This window comes from Acinetobacter lactucae (genome assembly GCF_013122135.1).
Taxonomy (GTDB): Bacteria; Pseudomonadota; Gammaproteobacteria; order Pseudomonadales; family Moraxellaceae; genus Acinetobacter; species Acinetobacter lactucae.
In genome coordinates this window covers 2,872,430-2,895,944 of sequence record NZ_CP053391.1, presented here as the reverse complement: position 1 = coordinate 2,895,944, position 23,515 = coordinate 2,872,430, and the positions used below count along the sequence as shown (strand labels likewise).

Genomic DNA, 23,515 nt, shown 5'->3' with positions numbered 1-23,515 from the left:
TACTCCTTTAGGATAATTTTATTTTTATAAACAGAGTGTTAAGGTTTTTAGTATTATCTATAATATCGATTTATTGGTATATTTTTTAAATAAATACTGAAGATTAACAAAGGATATTGGATTAATTGATTGGCTAAGTCTAAGCTGTGGTCATGAGGAAGCAGCTGGTGTCATAAGAAATTTAAGTAACGTGACTCTAGGCTTCAATCGATGAAATCCTAAAATGAATACAGGACAATATCATGACTACATATCAAACAGCGATTGATGCAGTACGTCAATTAAAAGCAAAATTCGGCAACACTTGGGCAGACATTAGCCCAGAAGATGCTGCTCGTATGCAACTTCAAAACCGTTTCAAAACAGGTTTAGATATTGCTAAGTATACAGCTGCGATTATGCGTCGTGATATGGCTGAATACGATGCTGACTCAAGCAAATACACTCAATCATTAGGTTGCTGGCATGGTTTCATCGCACAACAAAAAATGATTGCGAACAAAAAATATTTCGGTACTACAAGCAAACGTTATATCTACCTTTCTGGTTGGATGGTTGCTGCTCTTCGTTCTGAATTTGGTCCACTTCCTGACCAATCTATGCACGAAAAAACTTCTGTTCCTGCATTGATCGAAGAAATCTATACTTTCTTACGTCAAGCTGACGCAAAAGAATTAAACGATTTATTCCGTGCACTTAAAAAAGCACAAGAAGCTGGTGATACAGCTAAAGCAGCTGAAATCACAGCTCAAATCGACAACTTTGAAACTCACGTTGTGCCAATTATTGCGGACATCGATGCTGGTTTCGGTAACGAAGAAGCAACTTACTTACTTGCTAAGAAAATGATTGAAGCTGGTGCTTGTGCGCTTCAAATCGAAAACCAAGTATCTGATGCTAAACAATGTGGTCACCAAGCTGGTAAAGTAACTGTTCCACACGAAGACTTCATCGCTAAGATCCATGCATTACGTTATGCATTCTTAGAAATGGGTCTTGAAGAAGGTATCATTGTTGCGCGTACTGACTCTGAAGGCGCTGACTTGACTCAAAAAATCCCAGTGGTTAAAGAGCCAGGTGACATCGCTTCTCAATACATCAGCTACTTAGATACTCAAGAAATTGATATTGCTGATGCTCAAGAAGATGAAATCTTAATCAAGCGTGATGGTAAATTACACCGTCCTAAGCGTTTACCATCAGGTTTATATCAGTTCCGTGCTGACACTCAAATTGACCGTGTTGTGCTTGACTGTGTATCTAGCCTTCAAAATGGTGCTGACCTTCTTTGGATCGAAACTGCGACTCCAAACGTAGAAGAAATCGCGCACATGGTTAACCGTGTTAAAGAAGTTGTTCCAAATGCTAAGCTTGTTTATAACAACAGCCCATCATTCAACTGGACTTTAAACTTCCGTCAACAAGCTTACGACCGTTGGGTTGCTGAAGGTAAAGATGTTTCTGCATATGACCGCGCTAAATTAATGAGTGCTGAATATGACAACACTGAATTAGCTGCTGATGCTGATGACAAGATCCGTACTTTCCAAGCAGATGCTTCTCGCGAAGCAGGTGTGTTCCATCACTTGATCACACTTCCGACTTACCACACTGCGGCTCTTTCTACTCATGAGCTTGCACAAGGTTACTTCGGTTCTGAAGGTATGTTGGCTTATGTTGCTGGCGTACAACGTAAAGAAATCCGCGGTGGAATCGCTTGTGTTAAACACCAAGCAATGGCGGGTTCTGACATCGGTGATGATCACAAAGAAATCTTCTCTGGTGACAACGCTCTTAAAGCGCATGACGATGCTAAAAACACAATGAACCAATTCGCTGCTCACTAAGAATTGATTCATAAAAAAACCCGCTCAAATGAGCGGGTTTTTTAATTATTAAAAATTATTTTTTCAAAACATAGTGTTCAGCTAAAGAGCCTTCAACTTTCTTACCTTCCATATCTAAAGCAGTTGCAGTGTTTTCACCGATAAAGAATTTACGGTTTTGACCTTTATCATCTAGGGTAATGACTGAAGTATTATCTTTGTCAAAAGTAAAGGTACCATGGGTTTCAAATGGGTTTGCATCACCTTTACCAAGATAAGTTTCAGTCAGCTCGTAGGTTTTATCATCTTTAAGTTCTAATTCGGTTTTAATACCTTCACAGTCTGCGCATGGGAGAGTGCCTTTATATGTGCCGTCCCAATCGAGTGAGTTTTCAGCTGTGTGTGCGGTATCTACAGCATTATTATTCGCTTCAGTTGTTTGTGCTGGAGCAGATGCTTGAGTTGTCGTGTCGGCTTTATTTTCATTTTTGCTACAAGCGGCAAGAAGGATACTTAAGAGTGCTACTGATAATAATGTTTTTTTCATGATGATCTAAACCTCGGAAAATAAATAAAAAACAAGTAAACAGGCTATGAAATCTAGGAGCTTAATAAAAGTTTAAGTATGTAATTTAATTTTAACAAAAGGTAAAGTGAGTAAAATTTGATCAAAAAGAAAGATATAAAAATTAAAAAAGGTATCCACTAAAAAATTAGTGAATACCTGTCTATATTAAGGTTGAGATGAAACTCCGCCTAAAGAATCACAAGCTGATTTATAAAGTTGATATTGTTGCTTTAAAACTTCATCTAACGGCATATCGAATAATTCTTCACCATTCTTATAACTCTCTACATATGAAGTCGCCTTTTCTTTGCTTACCGCTAAAGACTGTTGGTAGTAAGAATTAATTGAACTTGTTGCAATCTGACTTGTCTCAACATTTTTACATTCAAAATTATGGAGAATTTTTTCTGCACGTTTGACCTCACTAGATTGGCCAAAAATACACCCAGTTAAAAAGACAAGTGGCGTTAACACGAAAAAAAGTTTCATGGAGAGCAAGTATGGAAGCAACGGTGGGCGCTATTGTATAAATAATTCCATGAGTTACTGTGGTTTTATGTTAGACATTGATTGTTTTTTAACTCATTAAAATCGAAAAATTGTATCTAATTTTATCATTTGGCTTATTTTTATATTTGGTGCGTATTTTGCTTATAACTTTAAGCACTTATTTTGAACATACGAACCAGAATGAATCAGGTACAAACGTTTTCAAAAAACTCTTTAGCACCATTTTGGTATGCGAGATTAGAGCTCGGATTTTGTTTTGAAAATTCGCGCACCATAATGAATCATAGAAAGCATTATGGCCCTGTAAGGGTGCAAAAAATGCTCTGGCCTGAAAAAACAGGTGTATGTCACGCCATTATTGTACATCCTCCCGCAGGAATTGCAGGAGGAGATCATCTTACTTTTCAAATCGAAACCAAAGATCAAGCTCATGCGGTTGTAACGACTCCTGGCGCAGGGAAGTGGTACAAAACCAATGGGAAGCAAGCTTTTCAGCATATTCATCTTCATGTGCGAGATCAGTCTATTTTGGAGTGGGTTCCGCAGGAATCCATGTTATTTGACGGAGCTCTAGCACACTCAGAAACTCATATTCATCTTGATCTTGCTGCAAGTTTTATTGGCTGGGATATGTTGGTACTCGGGAGGCAGGCACGTGCTGAACGTTTTGTGCGGGGAAGCTACCATAACCAGTTTAAGTTGTGGCGAGAACAAAAATTACTGGTTGCAGATATGTTGTTTTTTGAAGGTGAAGACCGTTGGCTTCGTTCATGTTTAGGTATGAATAATCAAGCCGTGATGGGAAGCTTTTGGGCTGTGCCACCTGAGAAATATCGGTCTTTATTTTATTTAGAACAACAGCTCGAACTCATTCGTGAATTAATGATGCGTATGCAAGCACCTGTAACTTTAACATTATTAGATGATGTGGTTTGTGCGCGTTTCTTGGGAAAAGATATCCGACGTTGCCATGATGCTTTTGCGGCTATAAGAGCGAGATTAAGACGCTATTGGTTTGATTTGGATGAAGAATTTCCGAGAATTTGGAGAACCTAAGTTACGTTAAATTGCGTATTTAAAAAACGATTAAAACAAGTATGCTGCTTTTGAGCACGTATTTTGCTTAAAGAAAATTAGATGCTATTTAGGAAAGAGATATGGAACTCAATCCAACAGAAAAAGATAAATTACTTATTTTTACCGCAGGGCTAGTCGCTGAGCGCCGTAAAGCTCGCGGCTTAAAGCTAAATTATCCGGAAGCTATCGCTTTTATTTCTGCTGCTTTGCTTGAAGGGGCGCGGGACGGTATGACGGTGAGTGACTTGATGCATTACGGAACAACTTTATTAAAGCGCGAAGATGTGATGGATGGTGTGCCAGAAATGATTGCTGAGGTTCAGGTCGAAGCAACTTTTCCTGATGGTTCGAAGTTAGTCACTGTTCATCAGCCAATCGTATAAAAGGAGGACTTATGATCCCCGGTGAAATTATTACTCCAGATACAGACATTGAACTGAATGTTGGACGACAAACTTTAAAAGTTGTAGTTGCTAATATTGGCGATCGGCCTATTCAGGTGGGTTCACATTTTCATTTTTATGAAGCAAATGATGCACTACAGTTTGATCGTGAAATAGCTAAAGGCTTTCGATTAAATATCGCGGCAGGCACAGCAATACGTTTTGAACCCGGACAAAGTCGAGAAGTAGAGCTTGTTGCTTTGGTTGGTAAACGAGAAGTATATGGTTTTGCAGGCCGAGTCATGGGCAAGCTGGACTAGACATAACAACGATAATGAAAGAGATGAGTAATAAGTTATGAAAATGTCACGTCGTGCATATGCTGAAATGTTTGGTCCAACGGTTGGTGATCGTATTCGCTTGGCTGATACAGAGCTTTTTATTGAGATTGAGCAAGATTTAACGACCTATGGTGAAGAAGTTAAGTTTGGCGGTGGCAAAGTCATTCGTGATGGAATGGGGCAATCTCAACTTTTAGCCAATGAAGTTGCCGACACTGTGATTACCAATGCTTTGATTGTGGATTGGTGGGGAATTGTAAAGGCGGATGTTGGCTTAAAAAATGGTCGAATTTGGAAAATAGGGAAAGCAGGAAATCCTGATATTCAACCTGACATTACCATTCCTTTAGGTGCTGCAACAGAAGTGATTGCGGGTGAGGGGCAAATTTTAACGGCAGGTGGTATTGATACTCATATTCACTGGATTTGCCCGCAGCAAGTTGAAACTGCACTTATGTCGGGTACAACAACTATGGTGGGCGGCGGGACTGGACCTGCGGCAGGTACTTCGGCAACGACAGTGACTCCGGGGCCTTGGCATATTGCGACCATGTTGCAAGCCATTGATGATTTACCTATGAATATTGGCCTATTGGGCAAAGGTAATTTGAGTTTGCCAGACCCAATTCGTGAGCAAATTAAAGCTGGGGTAATCGGGTTAAAACTACATGAAGATTGGGGCTCAACACCGGCAGCCATTGATAACTGTTTGAGTGTGGCGGATGAGTTTGACGTGCAGGTCGCTATTCATACAGATACTTTAAATGAAGGTGGTTTTTTAGAAGAAACACTAGCTGCATTTAAAGATCGCACGATTCATACGTACCATACCGAAGGTGCGGGTGGTGGGCATGCACCTGACATTTTAAAGGCAATTGGACAAAGTAATGTCTTGCCGTCTTCAACTAATCCAACACGTCCTTATACCATCAATACCATTGATGAGCATTTAGATATGCTCATGGTTTGCCATCATTTAGATCCAGCAATTGCTGAGGATATTGCATTTGCTGAAAGTCGTATTCGCCGTGAAACTATTGCCGCTGAAGATATCCTGCAAGACTTAGGTGCTATTGCCATGATGTCCTCTGACTCTCAGGCGATGGGTCGCGTAGGTGAGGTGATTTTACGAACTTGGCAAACTGCTCATAAAATGAAAATTCAATGTGGCCCTCTTGAGGGTGATAATGAGTTTCATGATAACAATCGTGTTAAACGTTATATTGCCAAATATACGATTAACCCTGCGATTACCCATGGTTTAAGTCATGAAGTGGGTTCTGTTGAAGTCGGAAAACTTGCTGATTTAGTGCTCTGGAAGCCTGCCTTTTTTGGCGTAAAGCCTTCCATGATTATTAAAGGGGGCATGATTGCGGCAGCACCGATGGGTGACATTAATGCTTCAATTCCAACACCTCAACCCGTGCATTATCGTCCAATGTTTGGTGCTTATCCGCGTGGTGTACATAACACCTGTATTACCTTTTTACCTCAAGTGGCAATTGATGAAAAAGTTGCTGAGAAATTAAACCTTAAAAAGTTAATTAGCTCATGTAAAAACACACGTCAAATTAGCAAAAACGATATGAAGCACAACACATATTGTCCTGTCATGCATGTTCATCCTGAAACTTATGAGGTACGAGCAGATGGTGAATTATTAACGTGTGAACCTGCTGATGTATTACCAATGGCTCAACGTTATTTCTTGTTTTAATGAGTTTTATAGAGGTGATTTGCCTCATGACTTTAGATATGAAAGAAATAAGTAAGGAGAGAGAAATTAAATGAAAATCTATACCCAACGTCTTGAATATATTTCTCCTGATCAAACATTTGAAACGGTTGAACTGACTTTTGATACACGCCAAAAATCACGGTTTCGAGCGGCTTTAGCGAGTGGGGTAGATATTGGTGCTGATTTACCGCGTACTGGTATTTTGCGTAGTGGCTCATATATCGCAACTCAAGAGGGCGATGTATTGCGTGTTGATGCAAAGCCTGAGCGATTAATGCAAGTCACTGCTCAAACCGATTTTGATTTGCTTAAAGCTGCCTATCACTTAGGTAATAGGCATGTGCCATTAATGCTGACACCTACTGCTTTGTATTTTGAGCCTGATCATGTGCTCGCAGAAATGGTAGAAGGTCTGGGACTTACGGTTTCAGAAACCTATCATCCATTTGAACCTGAAAGTGGTGCCTATGCACAGCATAGCCATGATCATCGCCTAAGCCCAATTAAAGCTTTGCATCATGTCCATTCATAGTGCTGCTCAATTACTGCAATTACTGACACTGTCTTCTACAGCATTGCCAGTTGGAGCATATTGCTACTCACAAGGTGTAGAAACAGCCATTGATATTGGCCTAATACATGACGAAATCTCGGCAATTGCTTACTTTGAAGAAGTACTTGAGATGTTGTTGGTGAGGTTTGAGCTACCAGTATTAAAGCGTCTCATGCAGCATCACGATGATTCAGAACAGTTTCTGGTATGGGCAAATTTGTATAAGGCCAGCAGAGAAAGTAAAGAACTTTTGGCAGAGTCTCAACAGTTGGCATTTTCTTTAAATGCGTGGATTAAAGATGTTTTAAAAAAAACAGTTGAGGTTAAAAAGCAGTTTGGTTTCGTGCCAGTCTATGCACAGCTCTGTGGTCGACTCGAACTCAACGACATGGATGTGCTTACAGCTTATACCTTTACTGTTTTGGAAAATCAGGTTTTAGCAGCAGTAAAAACAGTTCCTTTAGGGCAAATGGCTGGGCAAAGAATTTTATGGCATTTGCATGGTTTAGTCCCTCAGGCGGTAGAGAAAGCTTTGAAACTCAAAGATGAACAATTGAGCAGTGCTTTACCTCGTTATGCCATGCTGAGCATGAAACACGAAACCCAATATTCACGGTTATTCAGATCTTAAGTTTAGGAAAAAAGGATAAAAATCATGACAGAGCGTAGTCCATTACGAGTTGGAATTGGCGGACCAGTGGGTTCGGGTAAAACAGCACTTACACTTAATTTATGTTTAGCCTTGCGTAATAAATACAATATGGCTGTGGTGACAAATGATATTTACACCAAAGAAGATTCAAACTTCTTAACCCGTAATGAGGCGATGTCACCAGATCGTATTGTGGGGGTAGAAACTGGTGGCTGTCCGCATACAGCAATTCGTGAAGATGCTTCAATCAACTTAGCCGCAATTGATGATTTGTGTGAAAAATTCGAAGGATTAGAGCTCATTATCATTGAAAGTGGTGGTGATAATTTGGCTGCAACATTTAGCCCTGAACTTTCTGATTTAACTCTATATGTGATTGATGTGGCTGGTGGTGAAAAAATTCCTCGTAAAGGTGGGCCGGGTATTACCAAGTCAGATTTACTCATTATTAATAAAACTGACCTTGCGCCAATGGTAGGTGCAAACCTTGATGTAATGGACCAAGATGCGAAACGCATGCGCGGAGAAAAGCCATTCTTATTTTCAAACATGAAAACACAAGATGGTCTTGAAGAAATTATCCAATTTATTGAGAAACAAGGGCTGTTTAAAGCTTAAGGAGAGATTATGGACTTCATGAAAAAATGGAGTGTAGCGCTCCTTTCATTATTGCCGGCTCTTGCAATGGCCCATCCGGGACATGATCACGTACATTCAGGATTCATGGCAGGCTTTATTCATCCGTTTACCGGATTAGACCATTTAGTCATGGCCTTGGCTTTTGGTGTCTTATTGTGGTCAGCAGCTAAGCTGTGGAAAATTGCTGGAGTTATTACTTTAAGCGTGACCTTAATTGTAGGGTTCTTAGTGGGTGCTCAAGGTTTAGTACCTGCAAATGTTGCTGAATACGGTATTGTGGCTTCTTTAGTGGTTACAGCAATTGCATTATGGACAAAATCGAATAAGGTTTTACCTGTAGCGGCGGCATTACTTGCAAGTTTTCATGGCATGGCTCATGGTGTTGAGTTAGCACACGCAGGGCATATTGTTGCATTAGTAACTGGTATGGTTGCTGGTATGGCGCTCATCTATTTGGGTGGATTGGTGTTGGGTGCTGTGCTTACCCGATATGTGCCATATGGCAAAAAAATTGTTGGCGCCTGTGCAGCAGTTGTTGCAGTGATTGGCTTAAGCTAACTAAAACTTTGCAAAGAAAAAGGTAGCTTTAAGCTACCTTTTTTATTCGTTTACTTTCTGGTAAAGCCCCGCGTGAACTGTACCCGCTTTAGTGGTTTTAACTTGTTGCCATGTTGCTGGAAGATGAAGCTGAGATAAATCTCGGTCAGCTTCAACATAAATATAGCCATTTTTTTTAATATGAGGCTCGGCCAAGTTCGAGAGTTCTTGCCATAAATCAAGACTATAAGGTGGATCTAAAAAAACCACATCGAACTGTTCTTTTAAGCGGGGTAGAGTTTGTTGAGCCGTTGCATTAATTAGATGACAGTTTTGGGCTTTTAATAGTTCAATATTATCTTTTAAAAATCGTGCCTGAGTTTTGTCGGGTTCAATCATATAAACAGATGCAGCACCACGTGACAGAGCTTCAAAACCTAATGCACCAGAGCCTGTACAGATGTCGAGAACTTTAGCGTTTTGAATATCCCACATGAGCCAGTTAAATAAAGTTTCGCGTACTCTATCTGGGGTTGGGCGTAAGCCATCAATGCTAGCGAAGGGAAGTACTCGTCTTTTCCATTCGCCTCCAATAATGCGTAATTGATTTTTCATTATTCATCGGCCTCATTGGTAGTAGGACGAGCAGGAGTCGCTTGTGGTGTTGATGCTGCCGGTTTGTTTGAAGTCGCTGGTGCTGGAGCAGAACTTTCACCACCGCTTGGTAGTTCACCGGGTTTAATTCCTGCTGTCATTAGTCCACCATTGACTTGGTGGTTTGCTGGACGAATCGGATTTTTCTTACGCGTTAATAGCCAGTAATCAAACACAGGTCGGGCAAGTTGAGCAGCAGAACCACCATGACGGCCATTTTCCCAAATCACGGCAATCGCGATTTCAGGTTTATCAGCAGGGGCAAATCCCACGAATAAACCATGGTCAAGTTGACGCTCACTCAAGGCTGCTTCGTTATAACGTTTACCTTGTGCGATACTCTTAACCTGTGCTGTACCTGTTTTTCCTGCAATTTGATATAGAGGGGTACGAATACCTCGACCAGTACCTGACTGAATTACATCAATCATGGCATCGCGCATTTGAATCCAGTCTTCATCGGTTCCGTTAAAGTTAATTTTGCCGTCAGGTGCATTACGTACGGTAAATTGTTTTGCACCATGAGTTGCGCGTAAAACATGAGGAGTAACGTGGGAACCATGGTTTGCCGTAATCGCAGTTGCCATGGCAAGTTGTATCGGAGTGGCTGTAAAAGCACCTTGCCCAATACTGACTGAAATAGTTTCACCCTTCATCCATTTCGCTTTACGCGTACGCATTTTCCATTCAGGATTTGGATAAAGACCTTCACTTTCACTTGGTAAATCGACACCTGTTTTTTGACCAAACCCGAATTGACGCATCCATTGGTTCATTTGATCAATGCCCATTTGATGGGCAAGAATATAAAAATAGGTATCACATGACATAATAATGGCTTTATGCATATTCACGATGCCATGACCAGATTTTTTCCAGTCACGGAATTTATGTGAATCACCTGGTAGGTGGAAATAACCGGGGTCAGAAATTGCTGTTGACCAGTCCACTATGCCGTAATGTAAACCACCCATAGCTTCCATTGGCTTAATGGTAGAACCGGGCGGATATACACCCTGTACTGCGCGGTTATAAAGCGGTTGGTCTAAATTGTCACGTAGTGAGCTGTAGTCAGTATGGCTAATTCCTGTCACAAATAAATTAGGGTTGAAGCTTGGGCTAGACACTAAAGCCAGAATTTCACCCGTACGAGGGTCAATGGCTACAATAGCACCACGACGACCTGCAAGCTGTTGAGACGCGATAACTTGTAATCCATAATCTAAAGATAAATACAGGTCATTACCGCGAGTAGGGTCTTTACGACCTAAATGGCGTAATACATTGCTATGTGCATCTGCTTCAACAGATTCATAACCTGGCGTACCATGCAGTAAATCTTCATAGCTTTTTTCAACACCAATCTTTCCGATGAGGTTGGTTCCAGCATATAGGTCTTTATCAATACTTTTTAATTCTTTATCGTTGATACGCCCGACATAGCCAATCACATGAGCAAATAATTCACCGTGTGGATAATAGCGAGTCATTTGTGTCTCGATTCTTACACCCGGGAACTTATATTTGGCTTCACTAAACTTAGCAATATTGGCTTCAGTTAGATTAAGTTTGATCGCGACGCGTTCAGTTTTACGGGCAGTTTTTATGCGGCTTTTAAAACGGTCAATATCTTCTTGTGTTAAATCTAAAATAGGCTGTAATTGCTCAACCACACTATCAACATCTTCTACATCTGTTTTACTTAGAGTTGCTGTAAAAACAGGGTAATTATCTGCTAGTAAGACACCATTTCTGTCATAGATATAACCACGAGCAGGTGGAAGTGGCTGTAAGCGAATTCGGTTTTTGTCAGATGCAGTTGAGAATTCGTCATAGTGAAAAATTTGTAGATAAGCGTATCGGCTAATTAACACTAATAAGCAGATGGTCACGATTCCTACGGCAAAAAAGATACGACCTCGATAAATGCGCTTTTCTTGCTGGATATCTTTTAAAGGAAAGTGCTGCTTCATAAGGATCGACTTAATGACATAGGGGAAGAAAAATAGCTGCTTATTCTAACGCAAGAGCACTTAAAATATTGCATAATTTTCAAAGTTTCATTGGATTTTAATAAGATACTTTTTGACTTTGCAGACAACAAAATTGTAGATCCTTGTATATAAGAAGCAAAATAATTCTGTTAAAGTCTCTCATTCAATAGAATAGGGTTGTTCTCACCATACGATTAGGGAAAATGGAGAAAATAATGAGAAAAATTTATCCCTTACTTGCAGTTTTGACAGTAAGTAGTTGGGCACATGCTCAAGACTACTCGTTTCTTCCGGAAGCAAAATTAGTAGGACATAATGCATCTACTTGGAATGTGGGTGCCGGAGTTACTCAAAAATTATTACATCTTAATGGTGAGTGGGTAAATCCGTATGGTATTGCCTATGCCAAAGCCGGCGCATTTTTGAATGGTGATAAAACAGCTGGCGGACAAGTTGGCTTCCGCTATCCTTATTATCTTACCGGCACAGACAAAAATGGTTACTATATCGGTTTCTATGCTGGGCATCTTGATAGTAAAGAGGTTGATGGTGATTTTAAATCCCGTTTAGGTGCGGGTGTTGATTTGGCCTATGTGTGGTTAAATTCAGAAAGAATTAGCACTTTTAGTGTGGGTATTGGTGCGGCTGAAAAATTAACTGACCAGAACGGAAATGTTGCTGCAGATACTAAACCACAAATTCAATTTTCTTATTCTCTAAGTTTTGGTTTATAAAACAAAGCAGTTTATCGTTAACTCGCCATAAGCAGAGCACAAATAAATACGAGAGTCTTACATGTTAGAGTACGTCAGTGGATTGTGGCAGACCTTTTTACACAGACCTGATTTTTGGGCCGTTTTGAGTATTATTCCCGTAACGGCTTTTGTCACATGGGCACATGTGTGGATGGCTTTAAAAATGGTATTTTACCCAATTAAATTTTGGGGGTTCCATTTAGGACCATTGCCAGTAGGTTGGCAAGGTATCGTGCCACGTAAAGCTGGGCGTATCTCTGGGATTATTACCGATAATACTTTATCTAAATTAGGTTCATTGCGTGAATTCTTAGAAGCAATGGATCCTGAAGATATGGCGCGTATTATTGGCGAACAAGTCGGTTTTGAACTTGAACATCTTATTGATGAAGTCATGATCGACCGTAATGCCGTACTTTGGGAAAATCTTCCTTACTCGATTAAACGCCGTATTTATGCTCAAGCGCATAAGCAATTGCCGGGTGTGCTAAAAGAATTAGTGACTGAGCTGACCATGAACGTTGAGTCACTGGTGAATATGCGTGAAATGGTCGTGAGCCAGATGGAAGGTGATCGCCGTTTAATGGTACGTATGTTCTTAAAGGTGGGTCAAAAAGAAATTAACTTTATTTGGCATATCAGTGCACTGATTGGAATGTTCTTTGGTATTTTCCAAATGGTGGTATGGTTTGTCGTACCATGGCACTGGACAGTACCGTTTTGGGCTGCAATTTGGGGGTTTTTAACCAACTGGATCGCAATCTGGATGGTATTTAACCCAATTGAACCGCATTATATTCGTTACCCACAGATTTTTAGATTAACAAAAGATCGTAAGTTTCCTTGGATTGTACCAGTTCTTCGAATTGGGACCTATAATGTTCAAGGCGCTTTTATGAAGCGTCAAGAGGAAGTCTCTGATGTGTTTTCGAGCGTAGTCACAGAGGATCTGATCACGTTAAAATCGATTATGACTGAAATGATGTACGGGCCGCGTAAAGATAAAACGCGCCGCATTGTTAAGCGTCATATTAACGAAATCATGGAAACTCCATTAGTTCGCACCTCTTTACAGCTTTCTTTAGGGCCAAGAGAGTACGCAAGATTAAAGACGGACTTGATTGATCGTTCAATTGAAATTACGATGGGACCCGTATGTGACCCAGCACTGAACGCAAGCCGGGCACAGAAGATTTTTCAAATGTTTAAAGAGCGTATTCGCGAACTGACACCAAAAGAATTTCAGAATTTATTACGTCCTGCATTTCAGGAGGATGAGTGGATTCTTATTGTACTAGGTGGGGTAACCGGATTTATTGCTGGTACAATACATTTGTTTGTGGCTTTCTTATAATTCGATGTCAGGCAGGATCTATTGAAGATTAACGAGACTTTTTCTGCCGGACTTCATATTCATTGTTTTAAATGAGGATGTTTTTTATGCGCATTATTTTACTCGGACCACCTGGAGCAGGCAAAGGGACTCAGGCTCAGTTGATCTGTAAGCGCTACAATGTCCCACAAATTTCAACCGGTGATATGCTCCGTGCTGCGATTCGTGAAGGTACTGAATTAGGTCTAAAAGCTAAAAGTGTAATGGAATCTGGTGGTTTGGTTTCAGATGAACTTATTATCGGTTTAGTAAAAGAACGTATTGCTCAACCTGACTGTGCAAATGGCTGCATTTTCGATGGTTTCCCGCGTACTATTCCACAAGCTGAAGCTCTGGAAAAAGAAGGGATTAGCATCGATCACGTGATTGAAATTGATGTTCCTGATGAAGAAATCGTAAAACGTCTTTCTGGTCGTCGTCAGCATCCAGCTTCTGGCCGTGTTTATCACACTGTATACAATCCACCTAAAGTGGAAGGTAAAGATGATGAAACTGGTGAAGACCTTGTTCAACGTCCAGATGACCAAGAAGAAACTATTCGTAAGCGTTTAGCGTCTTATCACACTGAAACAGAGCAATTAGTTGGTTTCTACCAAGGTCGTGCTGCTTCTGGTGAAAATGCTCCAACTTATGACAAGCTTGATGGCTTGCGTACAATTGAAGATGTACAAAAAGATTTGTTCAACATCTTAGACAAATAATTTAATATTGTTTGTGATAAAGAGCCCTCTTTGTGAGGGCTCTTTTCTTTCATTAGGTGCAGGAGAACAATATGAAAATCATATTGATTTTGGTGGTATTGCTGAGTCTAGCACTATTAATATTTTTGGCTTTTCAAAGCTACAAAATGCTAAGACAGGTACAAAAACAAGCAAAAGAAGAGCGTAATGAGAAAAAGCGCCTAAAGTAAGTTTGATTGGGTATGATCCCTATACCCAACCATATTTTTAAGCTTCAATATTTTTAATGGCAATTTGCTTTTGTGCGCCAAATTCAAAGCGATCAGGCCAGTTACAGACATCTGCAACTACACATTCAGCACATTTAGGTTTACGGGCGATACAACAATAACGACCGTGTAATATGAGCCAGTGATGTGAATCTAAAATAAATTCTTTAGGAATGACCTTTACTAAACGGTGCTCAACCTCAAGAACATTTTTACCTACTGCTAAACCAGTTCGATTTCCTACTCGGAAAATATGAGTATCGACAGCCATGGTGGGTTGTCCGAAAGCCGTATTTAAAACTACATTGGCTGTTTTACGCCCGACACCCGGTAAAGCTTCTAAATCTTTTCTGTTGCTTGGCACTTCGCTGTTAAATTGTTCCATTAAAATCTTACAGGTCTTAATGACATTTTCGGCTTTTGCGTTATAGAGACCAATGGTCTTGATATATTCCTTTAACCCATCTACGCCCAAGTTATAGATTTTTTCAGCTGTATTTGCTACAGGGTAGAGCTTATCTGTTGCTTTATTAACACTTACGTCGGTCGCTTGAGCTGACAACATAACTGCAATAAGTAACTCAAATGGAGAGGAATATTTTAACTCGGTTTGAGGTGAAGGTCGTTGTTCGCGAAGGCGTTCAAAGAAAATTTGAATCTGCTTTTTCGTCATATTCTTGACGGCCATTCAGACCTCCTGTAATTGCATGAGTTGCTGTTGCAGTTCTTCAAGCTGAAGACGCTTTTTAGCATCTTCACGAACACTGAGCTGTTTTTCCAGTTTCTTAATTTGTGTACGAATTTTCGCTAATTCAATTGTAGTTTTTGCATCAGTTGACATAACTTCTTTGGGTTTCTCGATGAGCTCAATTGAAGGTACTTCATCAAGTGCCTGAGAGAACTGTGCAAACAGTTGGGTATCAATTTCAGCGCGGACTACAGGCCCTTTACGGTGAGTACGACGCTTTTCTTCGCGCTGAATGTGAGCGTAATAACGTTGTCTTAAATCATTTTGTTCAGCAAGACGCTGTTGCTCATTTGGTAATGCTTGGTTGTCTTCGACCAAATCAATGCAATCTACCGGACAAGGTGGAATGCATAACTCACAACCCGTACATAAATCTGTCAAAATGGTATGCATGAGCTTACCACTTCCAATAATAGCATCTACGGGGCAAGCACTAATACATTTGGTGCAGCCAATACATTCATCCTCACGAATAATTGCTTTCATTCGCTGTGGGCGGCCATCGGCTTGTACAGGCCATACGCTAGTTTCAGCGGTTAACACAGGACGATTTAATAGATTTGCGAGTGCATCAGCTACAGGTTGGCCACCTGGAACACATTTATTTGCTTCTTCACCTTCAGCAATCGACTTTGCGTAGGGTAGACATCCATCACGATGTCCACATAGACCACATTGTGTTTGTGGTAATAACGCATCAATCTCGCGTATGAGAGAAATAGATGAATTCATAGTGGGCAAATAGCTTGGTTAAAACGATGCGATAATGAAGAAAAACCTAAGTAAGGTCAATGGATTTTAACGAATTTATCGGGTTTTTAATTGACCTAAAATGTCGCTAATTATGCACAATAATAGATCAATAAAAGTGAAAAGTTAAATGACTATTTCTGATCTTTAAGTAGTTTTCCTAAAAATAAGTTTTTGATAATTAAGGTTAATAAAATAATTTAAAATAACTATTGTTAAAATTGATGGAAAGGGATTTAATATTTTGCTGCTAAATGATGCATTTAATAATGTATTGCACCAATTTAATTCATTACTATGCTGAGGACCGTGCATTGAAATATAACAACCTGAATGAATTCCTGAATTACGTGCAAGCGCGTGATCCGCATCAACCTGAGTTCTTACAAGCTGTCGAAGAAGTAATGACGAGTTTGTGGCCATTTATTGAAAAAAATCCGGAATATGCAGAGCAGGGTTTGTTAGAACGCTTAGTTGAACCTGAGCGTGTGATTCAATTTCGTGTTTCATGGATGGATGATCAAGGTCAGACTCAAGTTAACAGAGCTTTCCGTGTTCAATACAATTCAGCAATTGGTCCATTCAAAGGTGGTATGCGTTTCCATCCATCGGTCAACCTATCTATTTTAAAATTTTTAGGTTTTGAGCAGACTTTTAAAAATTCACTTACTACCTTACCAATGGGCGGTGGTAAAGGTGGTTCAGATTTCGATCCTAAAGGCAAATCTGATGCTGAAATTATGCGATTCTGTCAGGCACTCATGATTGAGCTTTATCGTCATTTAGGACCAAATACGGATATTCCTGCGGGTGACATTGGCGTGGGTGCACGTGAAGTCGGTTATATGGCAGGCATGATGAAAAAGCTGAGTAACGACACCGCTTGTGTTTTTACCGGTAAGGGAATTTCATTTGGTGGTAGCTTAATGCGTCCTGAAGCAACTGGTTATGGTACGGTTTATTTTGCAGAAGAAATGCTAAAAGCCCGTGGACAATCTTTTGCTGGTAAAACTGTTTCTGTTTCAGGCTCTGGTAACGTCGCACAATATGCGGCAGAAAAAGCGATGTTCTTAGGAGCGAAAGTTGTTACTTTGTCGGACTCAAATGGCACAGTTTATTTAAAAAATGGTTTTACAGATGAGTTACTTGTCGAAGTAATGGAACTGAAAAACATTAAACGTGGTCGTATTTCCGAGTTTGCTTCTAAACATGGTTTTGAATATTTTGAGGGAAAAACGCCTTGGCATATTCCTGTTGATATTGCTTTGCCATGTGCTACACAAAATGAATTAACAGGTGAAGACGCGAAAATACTTATTTCTAACGGTGTCATTTGTGTAGCTGAAGGCGCTAATATGCCATCTACACTTGAAGCAGTTGAACACTTTATCGAAGCTAAAATTTTGTATGCGCCAGGAAAAGCCTCTAATGCGGGTGGTGTTGCAACATCTGGTTTAGAAATGTCTCAAAATGCAATTCGTTTAAGCTGGACCCATGCTGAAGTCGATGAACGCTTACATGCAATTATGAAAGACATTCATGCCAACTGTGTACGATATGGAACTAAGGAAGACGGTACTGTGAATTATGTAGACGGTGCCAATATTGCAGGCTTCGTAAAAGTTGCTGATGCGATGCTTGCTCAAGGTATTTTCTAAAAATAGAAATAAAAAAATCCGATGCAAAAGCATCGGATTTTTTTAGTTTAAAAACTTATTTTTTAGGTTTTTTAACTAACTCTTGCTCTACAACCATATCTAATACATCTGCTTGACTAGATTGGTCTGCAGCTGGGTTTTTCACTTCAAAACGTTTTACACGTAAAATTACGCGTTGGTCTGGCTTATGTTCAAAACCTTCGATTTGACCATAATATAATGACCAGTTTTTGTCAGCGTAAGTTTTAACGCCTTTGTCATCATATTTAATTTCACGAACTTGCATACAAGTTTGTGGGGCAACACCAGTACAAGATTTAGTTTCTGGAGCTACTTCAAGGAAAACAGTTTTTCCTTCAGATTGATATTTTGCTTCAGGTGTCATTTTACCTGTGAAAGTATATTTCTGGCCTTGAGCATCAGATACTGTCAATGTTGGTTGATCAACATTTGTAGTATTGAGTTCAAACGGAATTGCACGTTTTTGGAAGAGAGTGCTAGAGAACTGTTCCTGTTTCATTAAAGCAGGTTCACATGCCATCATCGTCGACATTACGTCTGCAGTTACGATGGTATTGTTTTCAACTTTCCAAGTTGTTCCTTGGCGGTTACAACCTGTTGCGATAGATAGACGATCATTTGTAAAGTTAAGAACGATTGGTTTTTTAGTATTTTCAGGCTGATATGACCAAGAGTAGTCTGTTAAAGCTTGAATATTCACTGCTTTTTGGCCTTGGAAAATGTGTTTTTGACCAGTTTTATCTGTCACGGTTAAAATCACCTGACCATTAGTGTTGCTAATTTCGATTGGTAATTTTGCTTCATTAAAGATGCTATTCGACAATTGTTCTTGTTTCATTAAATCATCTTGGCAAGCCATCATAGTTGAAACAAGATTCGAAGTAACAAGTTGGTTGCCTTCAACTTTCCAAGTACCGCCTTGGCCATTACAACCTGTATTAATGGCTAATTTACCGTCTGCATTAAAGTTAAGAATAAGTGGTTTAGAAGCTTTTACATTTTGATAAGTCCATGCATATTCACCTAAAGTGGTTGCAAGGTTTTGTTGTTGCTCAGATACAATTGGAGCAGGAGTATTAGTAACTGTTTGACACGCCATCAAAGAAAAAGGTAATAACGCAAGAATTAAATATTTAATTTTCATTTAAAAACTTCAAGTAAAAAAACAACAGTAATAAGCTTAAAACATTCTTAAAAAAAGAAAATGTAAACATTTGATTGTTTCGGTTTTTAAAATGTATAAGTTTGTAAATTATTCTAATTTTCAACAAAAATAATGGTATACCCCGCAAAACGGGGTATTTCCTAATAATCAATCAAAACGATAAATGTCCATTCCTAATGAACCCATTGTGAAGCTACTGTGAACAATCGTAAAGCGATTGCCTGTACCCATTGCAAAAAACAAAGGTGCAAAATGTTCAAGAGTAGGGTGGTTGCGTTTTACGTAAGGCAGTGATTGCCAGTCTAAAACTCCATCATAATCTTGATGGGAAAGCTTATTCACAACAGTATTTCTAAACGTTGAAGCCCATTCAGGAACTTTAGAGTTGTCTCCTTGCCAAGATAACTCTGCAAGATTATGGGTAATACTTCCCGAACCAATCAGTAAAATTTGTTTATCACGTAAAGGTGCGAGTGTTTGTCCTATCCGATAAATTTCTTGAGCGCTTAAATTTGATGGCAAAGAGATTTCAACCACGGGAATGTCTGCGTCTGGATACATATGCAATAAAGGCATCCATACACCATGGTCACGAGGACGTGTACTATTGGCATGTGCAACAAAGTGAGCATCGGCCAATAATTTTAAGATTTCTTCTGCGAGTTCTGGTTCGCCAGGCGCACTGTAGCGAATTTCATATAACTCTTTAGGAAATCCACGGAAGTCATGCCACGTTTCAGGACGAGTTGAAATGCTCACTTCAAGTGCTTTGCTTTCCCAGTGCGCAGACATCACAATGATTGCCTTTGGGATAGGCAGATTTGTACCTAAACGGTGTAGAGCAGGTCCCACTTGTTCCGGGTCAAGTGCAAGCATGGGTGAACCATGTGAAATAAACAGTCCGGGAAGGGTTTGTAGTTCCATTTCATTACACCTGAGTTGAAAAGCAGAATAATAAGTATTATGCCAAAATCAGAACATGATAAAAGTATTCAGATTTCAACGGATTGTTCTTAAAATGAAACGTTTGTTCCTTTTATGCACGGTGATACGGATGATTGTGATTAATACTCATAGCTCGATATAGTTGCTCGATTAATAAAACACGTACCAAAGGATGAGGCATTGTCAGTTTTGAGAGTGACCAATGCCATGCGGCAGCTTTACGTACCTGATCTGATAAACCATCTGGACCGCCAATAGCAAGTGCTACATCATTTCCTTCAAGCATCCATTGTTTCATGGTGTCCGCTAATTTTTCTGTACTTAGTTCTCGACCACCAACTTCTAGTGCAATTAAAGTTTCATTCGGTTTTAAAGCATTTAAAATACTTTCGCCTTCAATTTGACAATATTTTAAAATATCCGCTTCTGAATCATTCTTACCACGTTTGGCCATAGGCAGTTCAATAACTTGGGTTTGAACAAAAGGTTGGATGCGTTTGAAATAATCTTCAAAACCAGTAAGAACCCAAGCAGGCATTTTTTGACCAATGGTCAGAATACGAATTTTCATATTATCTATTCATTCAAAAACAGCAGGCGCATTATACCTGAGGAATGAAAGCATCTGATGATCTAAAAGACGGGCATAAAAAACGCAGTCCAAAAAACGGTGTTGGACTGCGATCAAATGATCATCTGTCTGGAGTTCAGATGATCATAGAGAATAAAAACAAGGCTATCTATGAATTAGATAGATAAGAGTACTCATTTATTTAAATACCCTTATTACCTATTATGAGGATGGTTGGATATTTTTCAATCAAATTGTGTAACAAAAAAAAGAGAGCCGAAGCTCTCTCTTTTTTACTTTTTAATTAGTGACGTGCTGCTTTTGAGCCTTCCACCGGTTTTACAATCGGTGTTTTAGGTAAAGGCTTTGGCATCGAAACTAATGCTAAAGGCAAGATGTCATCAATACTTTTCACAGCTTTGATTTCCAAACCTTCTTTAACATTTGCAGGAATTTCTGCTAAGTCTCGAACGTTGTCTTGAGGAATAAAGACAAGCTTGATTCCACCGCGGTGTGCTGCAAGAAGTTTTTCTTTTAAGCCACCAATACGCATTGCACGACCACCTAAGCTTGTTTCACCAGTCATTGCAATATCAGGACGAATTGCAATACCTGTAAATGCTGACACAAGCGCAGTTGTTAACGCTAAACCAGCAGACGGACCATCTTTTGGTGTTGCACCTTCAGGTAAGTGAACATGTACATCAGTTTCTTCAAAACGCGAAGCTTCTATACCCAACTCATCGGCACGTGTACGTACTAAAGTCATTGCTGTGGTAATAGACTCTTTCATAACGTCACCGAGTGAACCGGTCGTAATGAATTTACCTTTACCTTTAACAGCTGCAACTTCGATAGTAAGTAACTCACCACCAACAGATGTCCAAGCTAGACCATTTACACGTCCTACTTGTGCTTCATCTTCTGCAATACCAAAGTCAAACTTATGTGGACCTAAGTATTCTGGAAGATTGGCAGAAGTAATATCAAGCTGTAAGTTTTTAGACTTTTTACTTACTGCTTCTTTTACCACTTTACGTGCAATTTTAGACACTTCACGTTCTAAATTACGTACGCCAGCTTCACGTGTATAACGTTGAACAATGTCACGAATCGCTTCTTCATGAATTGTTAACTCTTTTGCACGTAGACCATTGTTCTTAATTGCTTTCGGAACAAGGTAGCGTTCAGCAATATTAACTTTTTCATCTTCGGTATAACCCGGTAGACGAATAACTTCCATACGGTCAAGCAATGCTTCTGGAATATTCATACTGTTTGCAGTACAGATGAACATCACTTCAGATAGGTCAAGATCAAGATCTAAATAGTGATCGTTGAACTTACTATTTTGTGATGGATCTAGTACTTCAAGCAATGCAGAAGCAGGGTCGCCACGGTAGTCTTGCGCCATCTTGTCAATTTCGTCGAGTAAGAACAATGGGTTCTTCACGCCAACTTTTGTTAAAGATTGCACGATTTTACCTGGCATCGCACCAATATAAGTACGACGGTGACCACGAATTTCAGCTTCGTCACGTACACCACCGAGTGCCATACGAACAAATTCACGACCTGTTGCTTTCGCGACAGACTCACCAAGTGAAGTTTTACCTACACCAGGAGGGCCTACTAAACATAGAATCGGACCTTTGAGCTTTTTAACACGTGACTGAACAGCTAAGTATTCAACAATACGGTCTTTAACGTCATCTAAGCCGTAGTGATCTGTATCGAGAATTTCCTGTGCTTTCGCAAGGTTAATACTCACTTTGCTCGCTTTATTCCACGGTGTATCTAAAATTACTTCTAGATAGTTACGTACAACAGCCGCTTCACTAGACGCTGGTTGCATTGCTTTAAGCTTACGGAACTCAGCTTCAGCTTTTTTACGTACGTGTTCAGGTAAATCAGCTTCAGCAAGACGTTTCTCTATTTCAGCAACGTCATCTTCAGCACCGCCATTCATGTCAGAAAGTTCACGTTGAATGACTTTCATTTTTTCATTTAGAAAGTATTCACGTTGGTTTTTTTCCATTTGGCGTTTTACGCTGTCATGCAAAGTTTGTTCAATTTGCTGTTCAGCAGATTGATTTACCAAGTAGCTCATAAGCTCTTGTAAATGTGCTTCAAACTCATCGTGCTCTAAAAACTTCTGTTTAATTTCAATATTTAGAGGCACACGTGTTGCTACGAAGAACATGAGTTGTAGCAAGTCTTCAATTTTATTAGCCGCAGCAACGAGTTCGCGTGCATTACGTAATTTTGCTTCAGCATATTGAGCAAATAAAGTACGTAACTCTTGCAAACGAGTTTCTTGAGTAGCTTTATCTACGTTAATTGTCATTGGACTTAAGCTGTGCTCAGCAGTCAAATGGCTATCTTCATCGATAATCTTTTCAAGTTTAGAGCGATGTAAGCCTTCAATAAGTACTTTAATGCAGTTTTCATCATTTTCATGATTTACGACTTGAACAATCTTAGCGACAGTTCCGTACTGATAAAGGTTATCGTGATCAATTTCTTCTGTAAGCGAATCTTTTTGCGCAACTACAAATACTAAATTGTCACTGTTACGAGCCACATCAACTGCATTGATCGATTTTTCACGACCCACGAATAACGCAATTTGCATGTGTGGATAAACCACGACGTCACGCAACGCTAAAAGTGGTAATACACTTGGAACCTGAGGCTCTAAGTCAGTTTTTTCATTCATAATAAGTTCAGACATGGGCACTCCTAATGAGTGACAACGAGGTTGCCATGTTTTTTATAGTGATGTGTATTTTAAAAATTACAAGGGCCTTACTAGAGAAAATGTGGAAAAAAGGACTAATTTAGTCAACTTTTTTTTAAAAATGTTATGAATCAAGAGATTAATTCTTAAGAAGAATAAAATTTTGTAGAAAGGATAGGTAATTTAGCTTAATAATTATGAAATATGCATATAGTAGAAAAGACGTTTGGGTGGAAAATAACCATTTTCTCATGCCATTTATCGGCATTGTATAATTAACAATAATGCAAAACTTATTTAATATTGAACATTAAATAGCCGTGTTACTATAAGTTGGTAAATCGGTCT

Annotated in this window: 24 protein-coding genes; 14 read left to right on the top strand and 10 right to left on the bottom strand. The window is 39.5% G+C overall.

Annotated elements, in window-relative coordinates; all coding sequences use genetic code 11:
• Positions 1 to 242 precede the first annotated feature (242 nt).
• A complete protein-coding gene (locus HLV59_RS13590) occupies positions 243 to 1,847 on the top strand; it encodes an isocitrate lyase (RefSeq protein ID WP_002117581.1) in 1,605 nt (534 codons plus the stop codon).
• Between the two features lie 55 nt (positions 1,848 to 1,902).
• Here HLV59_RS13590 and HLV59_RS13585 read toward each other — a convergent pair whose 3' ends face one another.
• The gene (locus HLV59_RS13585) at positions 1,903 to 2,373 is read right to left on the bottom strand and encodes a copper resistance protein NlpE (protein WP_031947668.1); all 471 of its coding nucleotides are present in this window, start codon (positions 2,371 to 2,373) and stop codon (positions 1,903 to 1,905) included.
• A 186-nt stretch (positions 2,374 to 2,559) separates the two neighbouring features.
• A complete protein-coding gene (locus HLV59_RS13580) occupies positions 2,560 to 2,883 on the bottom strand; it encodes a hypothetical protein (protein ID WP_005070594.1) in 324 nt (107 codons plus the stop codon).
• Between the two features lie 201 nt (positions 2,884 to 3,084).
• On the opposite strand from HLV59_RS13580, the gene HLV59_RS13575 reads away from it, so the two are divergent.
• From HLV59_RS13575 to HLV59_RS13540, 8 genes are all read left to right on the top strand, one after another.
• Positions 3,085 to 3,960, top strand: coding sequence for an urease accessory protein UreD (locus HLV59_RS13575; RefSeq protein ID WP_216606724.1), 876 nt, complete (start codon positions 3,085 to 3,087; stop codon positions 3,958 to 3,960).
• A 101-nt stretch (positions 3,961 to 4,061) separates the two neighbouring features.
• On the top strand, positions 4,062 to 4,364 hold the full coding sequence (gene ureA, locus HLV59_RS13570; RefSeq protein WP_002117495.1) for an urease subunit gamma: 303 nt from the start codon (positions 4,062 to 4,064) through the stop codon (positions 4,362 to 4,364).
• Positions 4,365 to 4,375: 11 nt separating this feature from the next.
• Positions 4,376 to 4,684, top strand: a complete 309-nt coding sequence (locus tag HLV59_RS13565) for an urease subunit beta (RefSeq protein ID WP_031947670.1) — start codon at positions 4,376 to 4,378, stop codon at positions 4,682 to 4,684.
• A gap of 37 nt (positions 4,685 to 4,721) precedes the next feature.
• On the top strand, positions 4,722 to 6,422 hold the full coding sequence (gene ureC / locus HLV59_RS13560; protein ID WP_171430183.1) for an urease subunit alpha: 1,701 nt from the start codon (positions 4,722 to 4,724) through the stop codon (positions 6,420 to 6,422).
• Positions 6,423 to 6,492: 70 nt separating this feature from the next.
• Positions 6,493 to 6,975 carry an urease accessory protein UreE gene (gene ureE / locus HLV59_RS13555; protein WP_171430182.1) on the top strand — a complete coding sequence of 161 codons (483 nt, stop codon included), beginning with the start codon at positions 6,493 to 6,495 and terminating at the stop codon, positions 6,973 to 6,975.
• Entirely contained in the window at positions 6,962 to 7,627 is a 666-nt protein-coding gene (locus HLV59_RS13550) for an urease accessory protein UreF (RefSeq protein WP_016144646.1), read from the top strand. The genes ureE and HLV59_RS13550 overlap by 14 nt, the downstream gene beginning before the upstream one ends.
• 24 nt (positions 7,628 to 7,651) lie before the next feature.
• Positions 7,652 to 8,266: an urease accessory protein UreG gene (gene ureG, locus HLV59_RS13545; RefSeq protein ID WP_002117800.1), complete on the top strand. Its 615-nt coding sequence runs from the start codon at positions 7,652 to 7,654 to the stop codon at positions 8,264 to 8,266.
• Between the two features lie 9 nt (positions 8,267 to 8,275).
• The gene (locus HLV59_RS13540) at positions 8,276 to 8,845 is read left to right on the top strand and encodes a HupE/UreJ family protein (RefSeq protein WP_171430181.1); all 570 of its coding nucleotides are present in this window, start codon (positions 8,276 to 8,278) and stop codon (positions 8,843 to 8,845) included.
• Positions 8,846 to 8,887: 42 nt separating this feature from the next.
• Here HLV59_RS13540 and rsmD read toward each other — a convergent pair whose 3' ends face one another.
• Both rsmD and mrdA read right to left on the bottom strand, forming a co-directional pair.
• The gene (rsmD, locus tag HLV59_RS13535; RefSeq protein ID WP_171430180.1) at positions 8,888 to 9,439 is read right to left on the bottom strand and encodes a 16S rRNA (guanine(966)-N(2))-methyltransferase RsmD; all 552 of its coding nucleotides are present in this window, start codon (positions 9,437 to 9,439) and stop codon (positions 8,888 to 8,890) included.
• A complete protein-coding gene (gene mrdA / locus HLV59_RS13530; RefSeq protein WP_171430179.1) occupies positions 9,439 to 11,451 on the bottom strand; it encodes a penicillin-binding protein 2 in 2,013 nt (670 codons plus the stop codon). Before mrdA ends, rsmD begins: the two co-directional genes overlap by 1 nt.
• 236 nt (positions 11,452 to 11,687) lie before the next feature.
• On the opposite strand from mrdA, the gene HLV59_RS13525 reads away from it, so the two are divergent.
• The 4 genes from HLV59_RS13525 to HLV59_RS13510 all read left to right on the top strand — a co-directional run bounded on the left by HLV59_RS13525 (position 11,688) and on the right by HLV59_RS13510 (position 14,530).
• Positions 11,688 to 12,206, top strand: coding sequence for a hypothetical protein (locus HLV59_RS13525; RefSeq protein ID WP_171430178.1), 519 nt, complete (start codon positions 11,688 to 11,690; stop codon positions 12,204 to 12,206).
• 61 nt (positions 12,207 to 12,267) lie between these two features.
• On the top strand, positions 12,268 to 13,581 hold the full coding sequence (locus HLV59_RS13520; RefSeq protein WP_005070566.1) for a membrane protein: 1,314 nt from the start codon (positions 12,268 to 12,270) through the stop codon (positions 13,579 to 13,581).
• A gap of 86 nt (positions 13,582 to 13,667) precedes the next feature.
• Positions 13,668 to 14,321, top strand: a complete 654-nt coding sequence (gene adk / locus HLV59_RS13515; protein ID WP_002117671.1) for an adenylate kinase — start codon at positions 13,668 to 13,670, stop codon at positions 14,319 to 14,321.
• A gap of 71 nt (positions 14,322 to 14,392) precedes the next feature.
• Positions 14,393 to 14,530 (top strand): hypothetical protein, encoded by a 138-nt coding sequence (locus tag HLV59_RS13510; RefSeq protein ID WP_335340275.1) that lies wholly within the window; start codon positions 14,393 to 14,395, stop codon positions 14,528 to 14,530.
• A gap of 37 nt (positions 14,531 to 14,567) precedes the next feature.
• Here HLV59_RS13510 and nth read toward each other — a convergent pair whose 3' ends face one another.
• The gene (gene nth / locus HLV59_RS13505) at positions 14,568 to 15,257 is read right to left on the bottom strand and encodes an endonuclease III (protein WP_171430177.1); all 690 of its coding nucleotides are present in this window, start codon (positions 15,255 to 15,257) and stop codon (positions 14,568 to 14,570) included.
• Positions 15,258 to 16,049 (bottom strand): RnfABCDGE type electron transport complex subunit B, encoded by a 792-nt coding sequence (locus HLV59_RS13500; RefSeq protein WP_171430176.1) that lies wholly within the window; start codon positions 16,047 to 16,049, stop codon positions 15,258 to 15,260.
• A 272-nt stretch (positions 16,050 to 16,321) separates the two neighbouring features.
• Between HLV59_RS13500 and gdhA the strand changes: the two genes are divergently transcribed.
• Positions 16,322 to 17,725, top strand: a complete 1,404-nt coding sequence (gdhA, locus tag HLV59_RS13495) for an NADP-specific glutamate dehydrogenase (protein WP_079748290.1) — start codon at positions 16,322 to 16,324, stop codon at positions 17,723 to 17,725.
• Positions 17,726 to 17,780: 55 nt separating this feature from the next.
• Here gdhA and HLV59_RS13490 read toward each other — a convergent pair whose 3' ends face one another.
• From HLV59_RS13490 to lon, 4 genes are all read right to left on the bottom strand, one after another.
• The gene (locus HLV59_RS13490) at positions 17,781 to 18,890 is read right to left on the bottom strand and encodes an META and DUF4377 domain-containing protein (protein ID WP_171430175.1); all 1,110 of its coding nucleotides are present in this window, start codon (positions 18,888 to 18,890) and stop codon (positions 17,781 to 17,783) included.
• A 168-nt stretch (positions 18,891 to 19,058) separates the two neighbouring features.
• Complete coding sequence (locus HLV59_RS13485) at positions 19,059 to 19,835, bottom strand: DODA-type extradiol aromatic ring-opening family dioxygenase (RefSeq protein ID WP_031947681.1); 777 nt, start codon at positions 19,833 to 19,835, stop codon at positions 19,059 to 19,061.
• A 112-nt stretch (positions 19,836 to 19,947) separates the two neighbouring features.
• The gene (gene rlmH, locus HLV59_RS13480; RefSeq protein ID WP_002054393.1) at positions 19,948 to 20,427 is read right to left on the bottom strand and encodes a 23S rRNA (pseudouridine(1915)-N(3))-methyltransferase RlmH; all 480 of its coding nucleotides are present in this window, start codon (positions 20,425 to 20,427) and stop codon (positions 19,948 to 19,950) included.
• A gap of 304 nt (positions 20,428 to 20,731) precedes the next feature.
• Complete coding sequence (gene lon, locus HLV59_RS13475; protein ID WP_016144657.1) at positions 20,732 to 23,161, bottom strand: endopeptidase La; 2,430 nt, start codon at positions 23,159 to 23,161, stop codon at positions 20,732 to 20,734.
• Between the last annotated feature and the right edge of the window lie 354 nt (positions 23,162 to 23,515).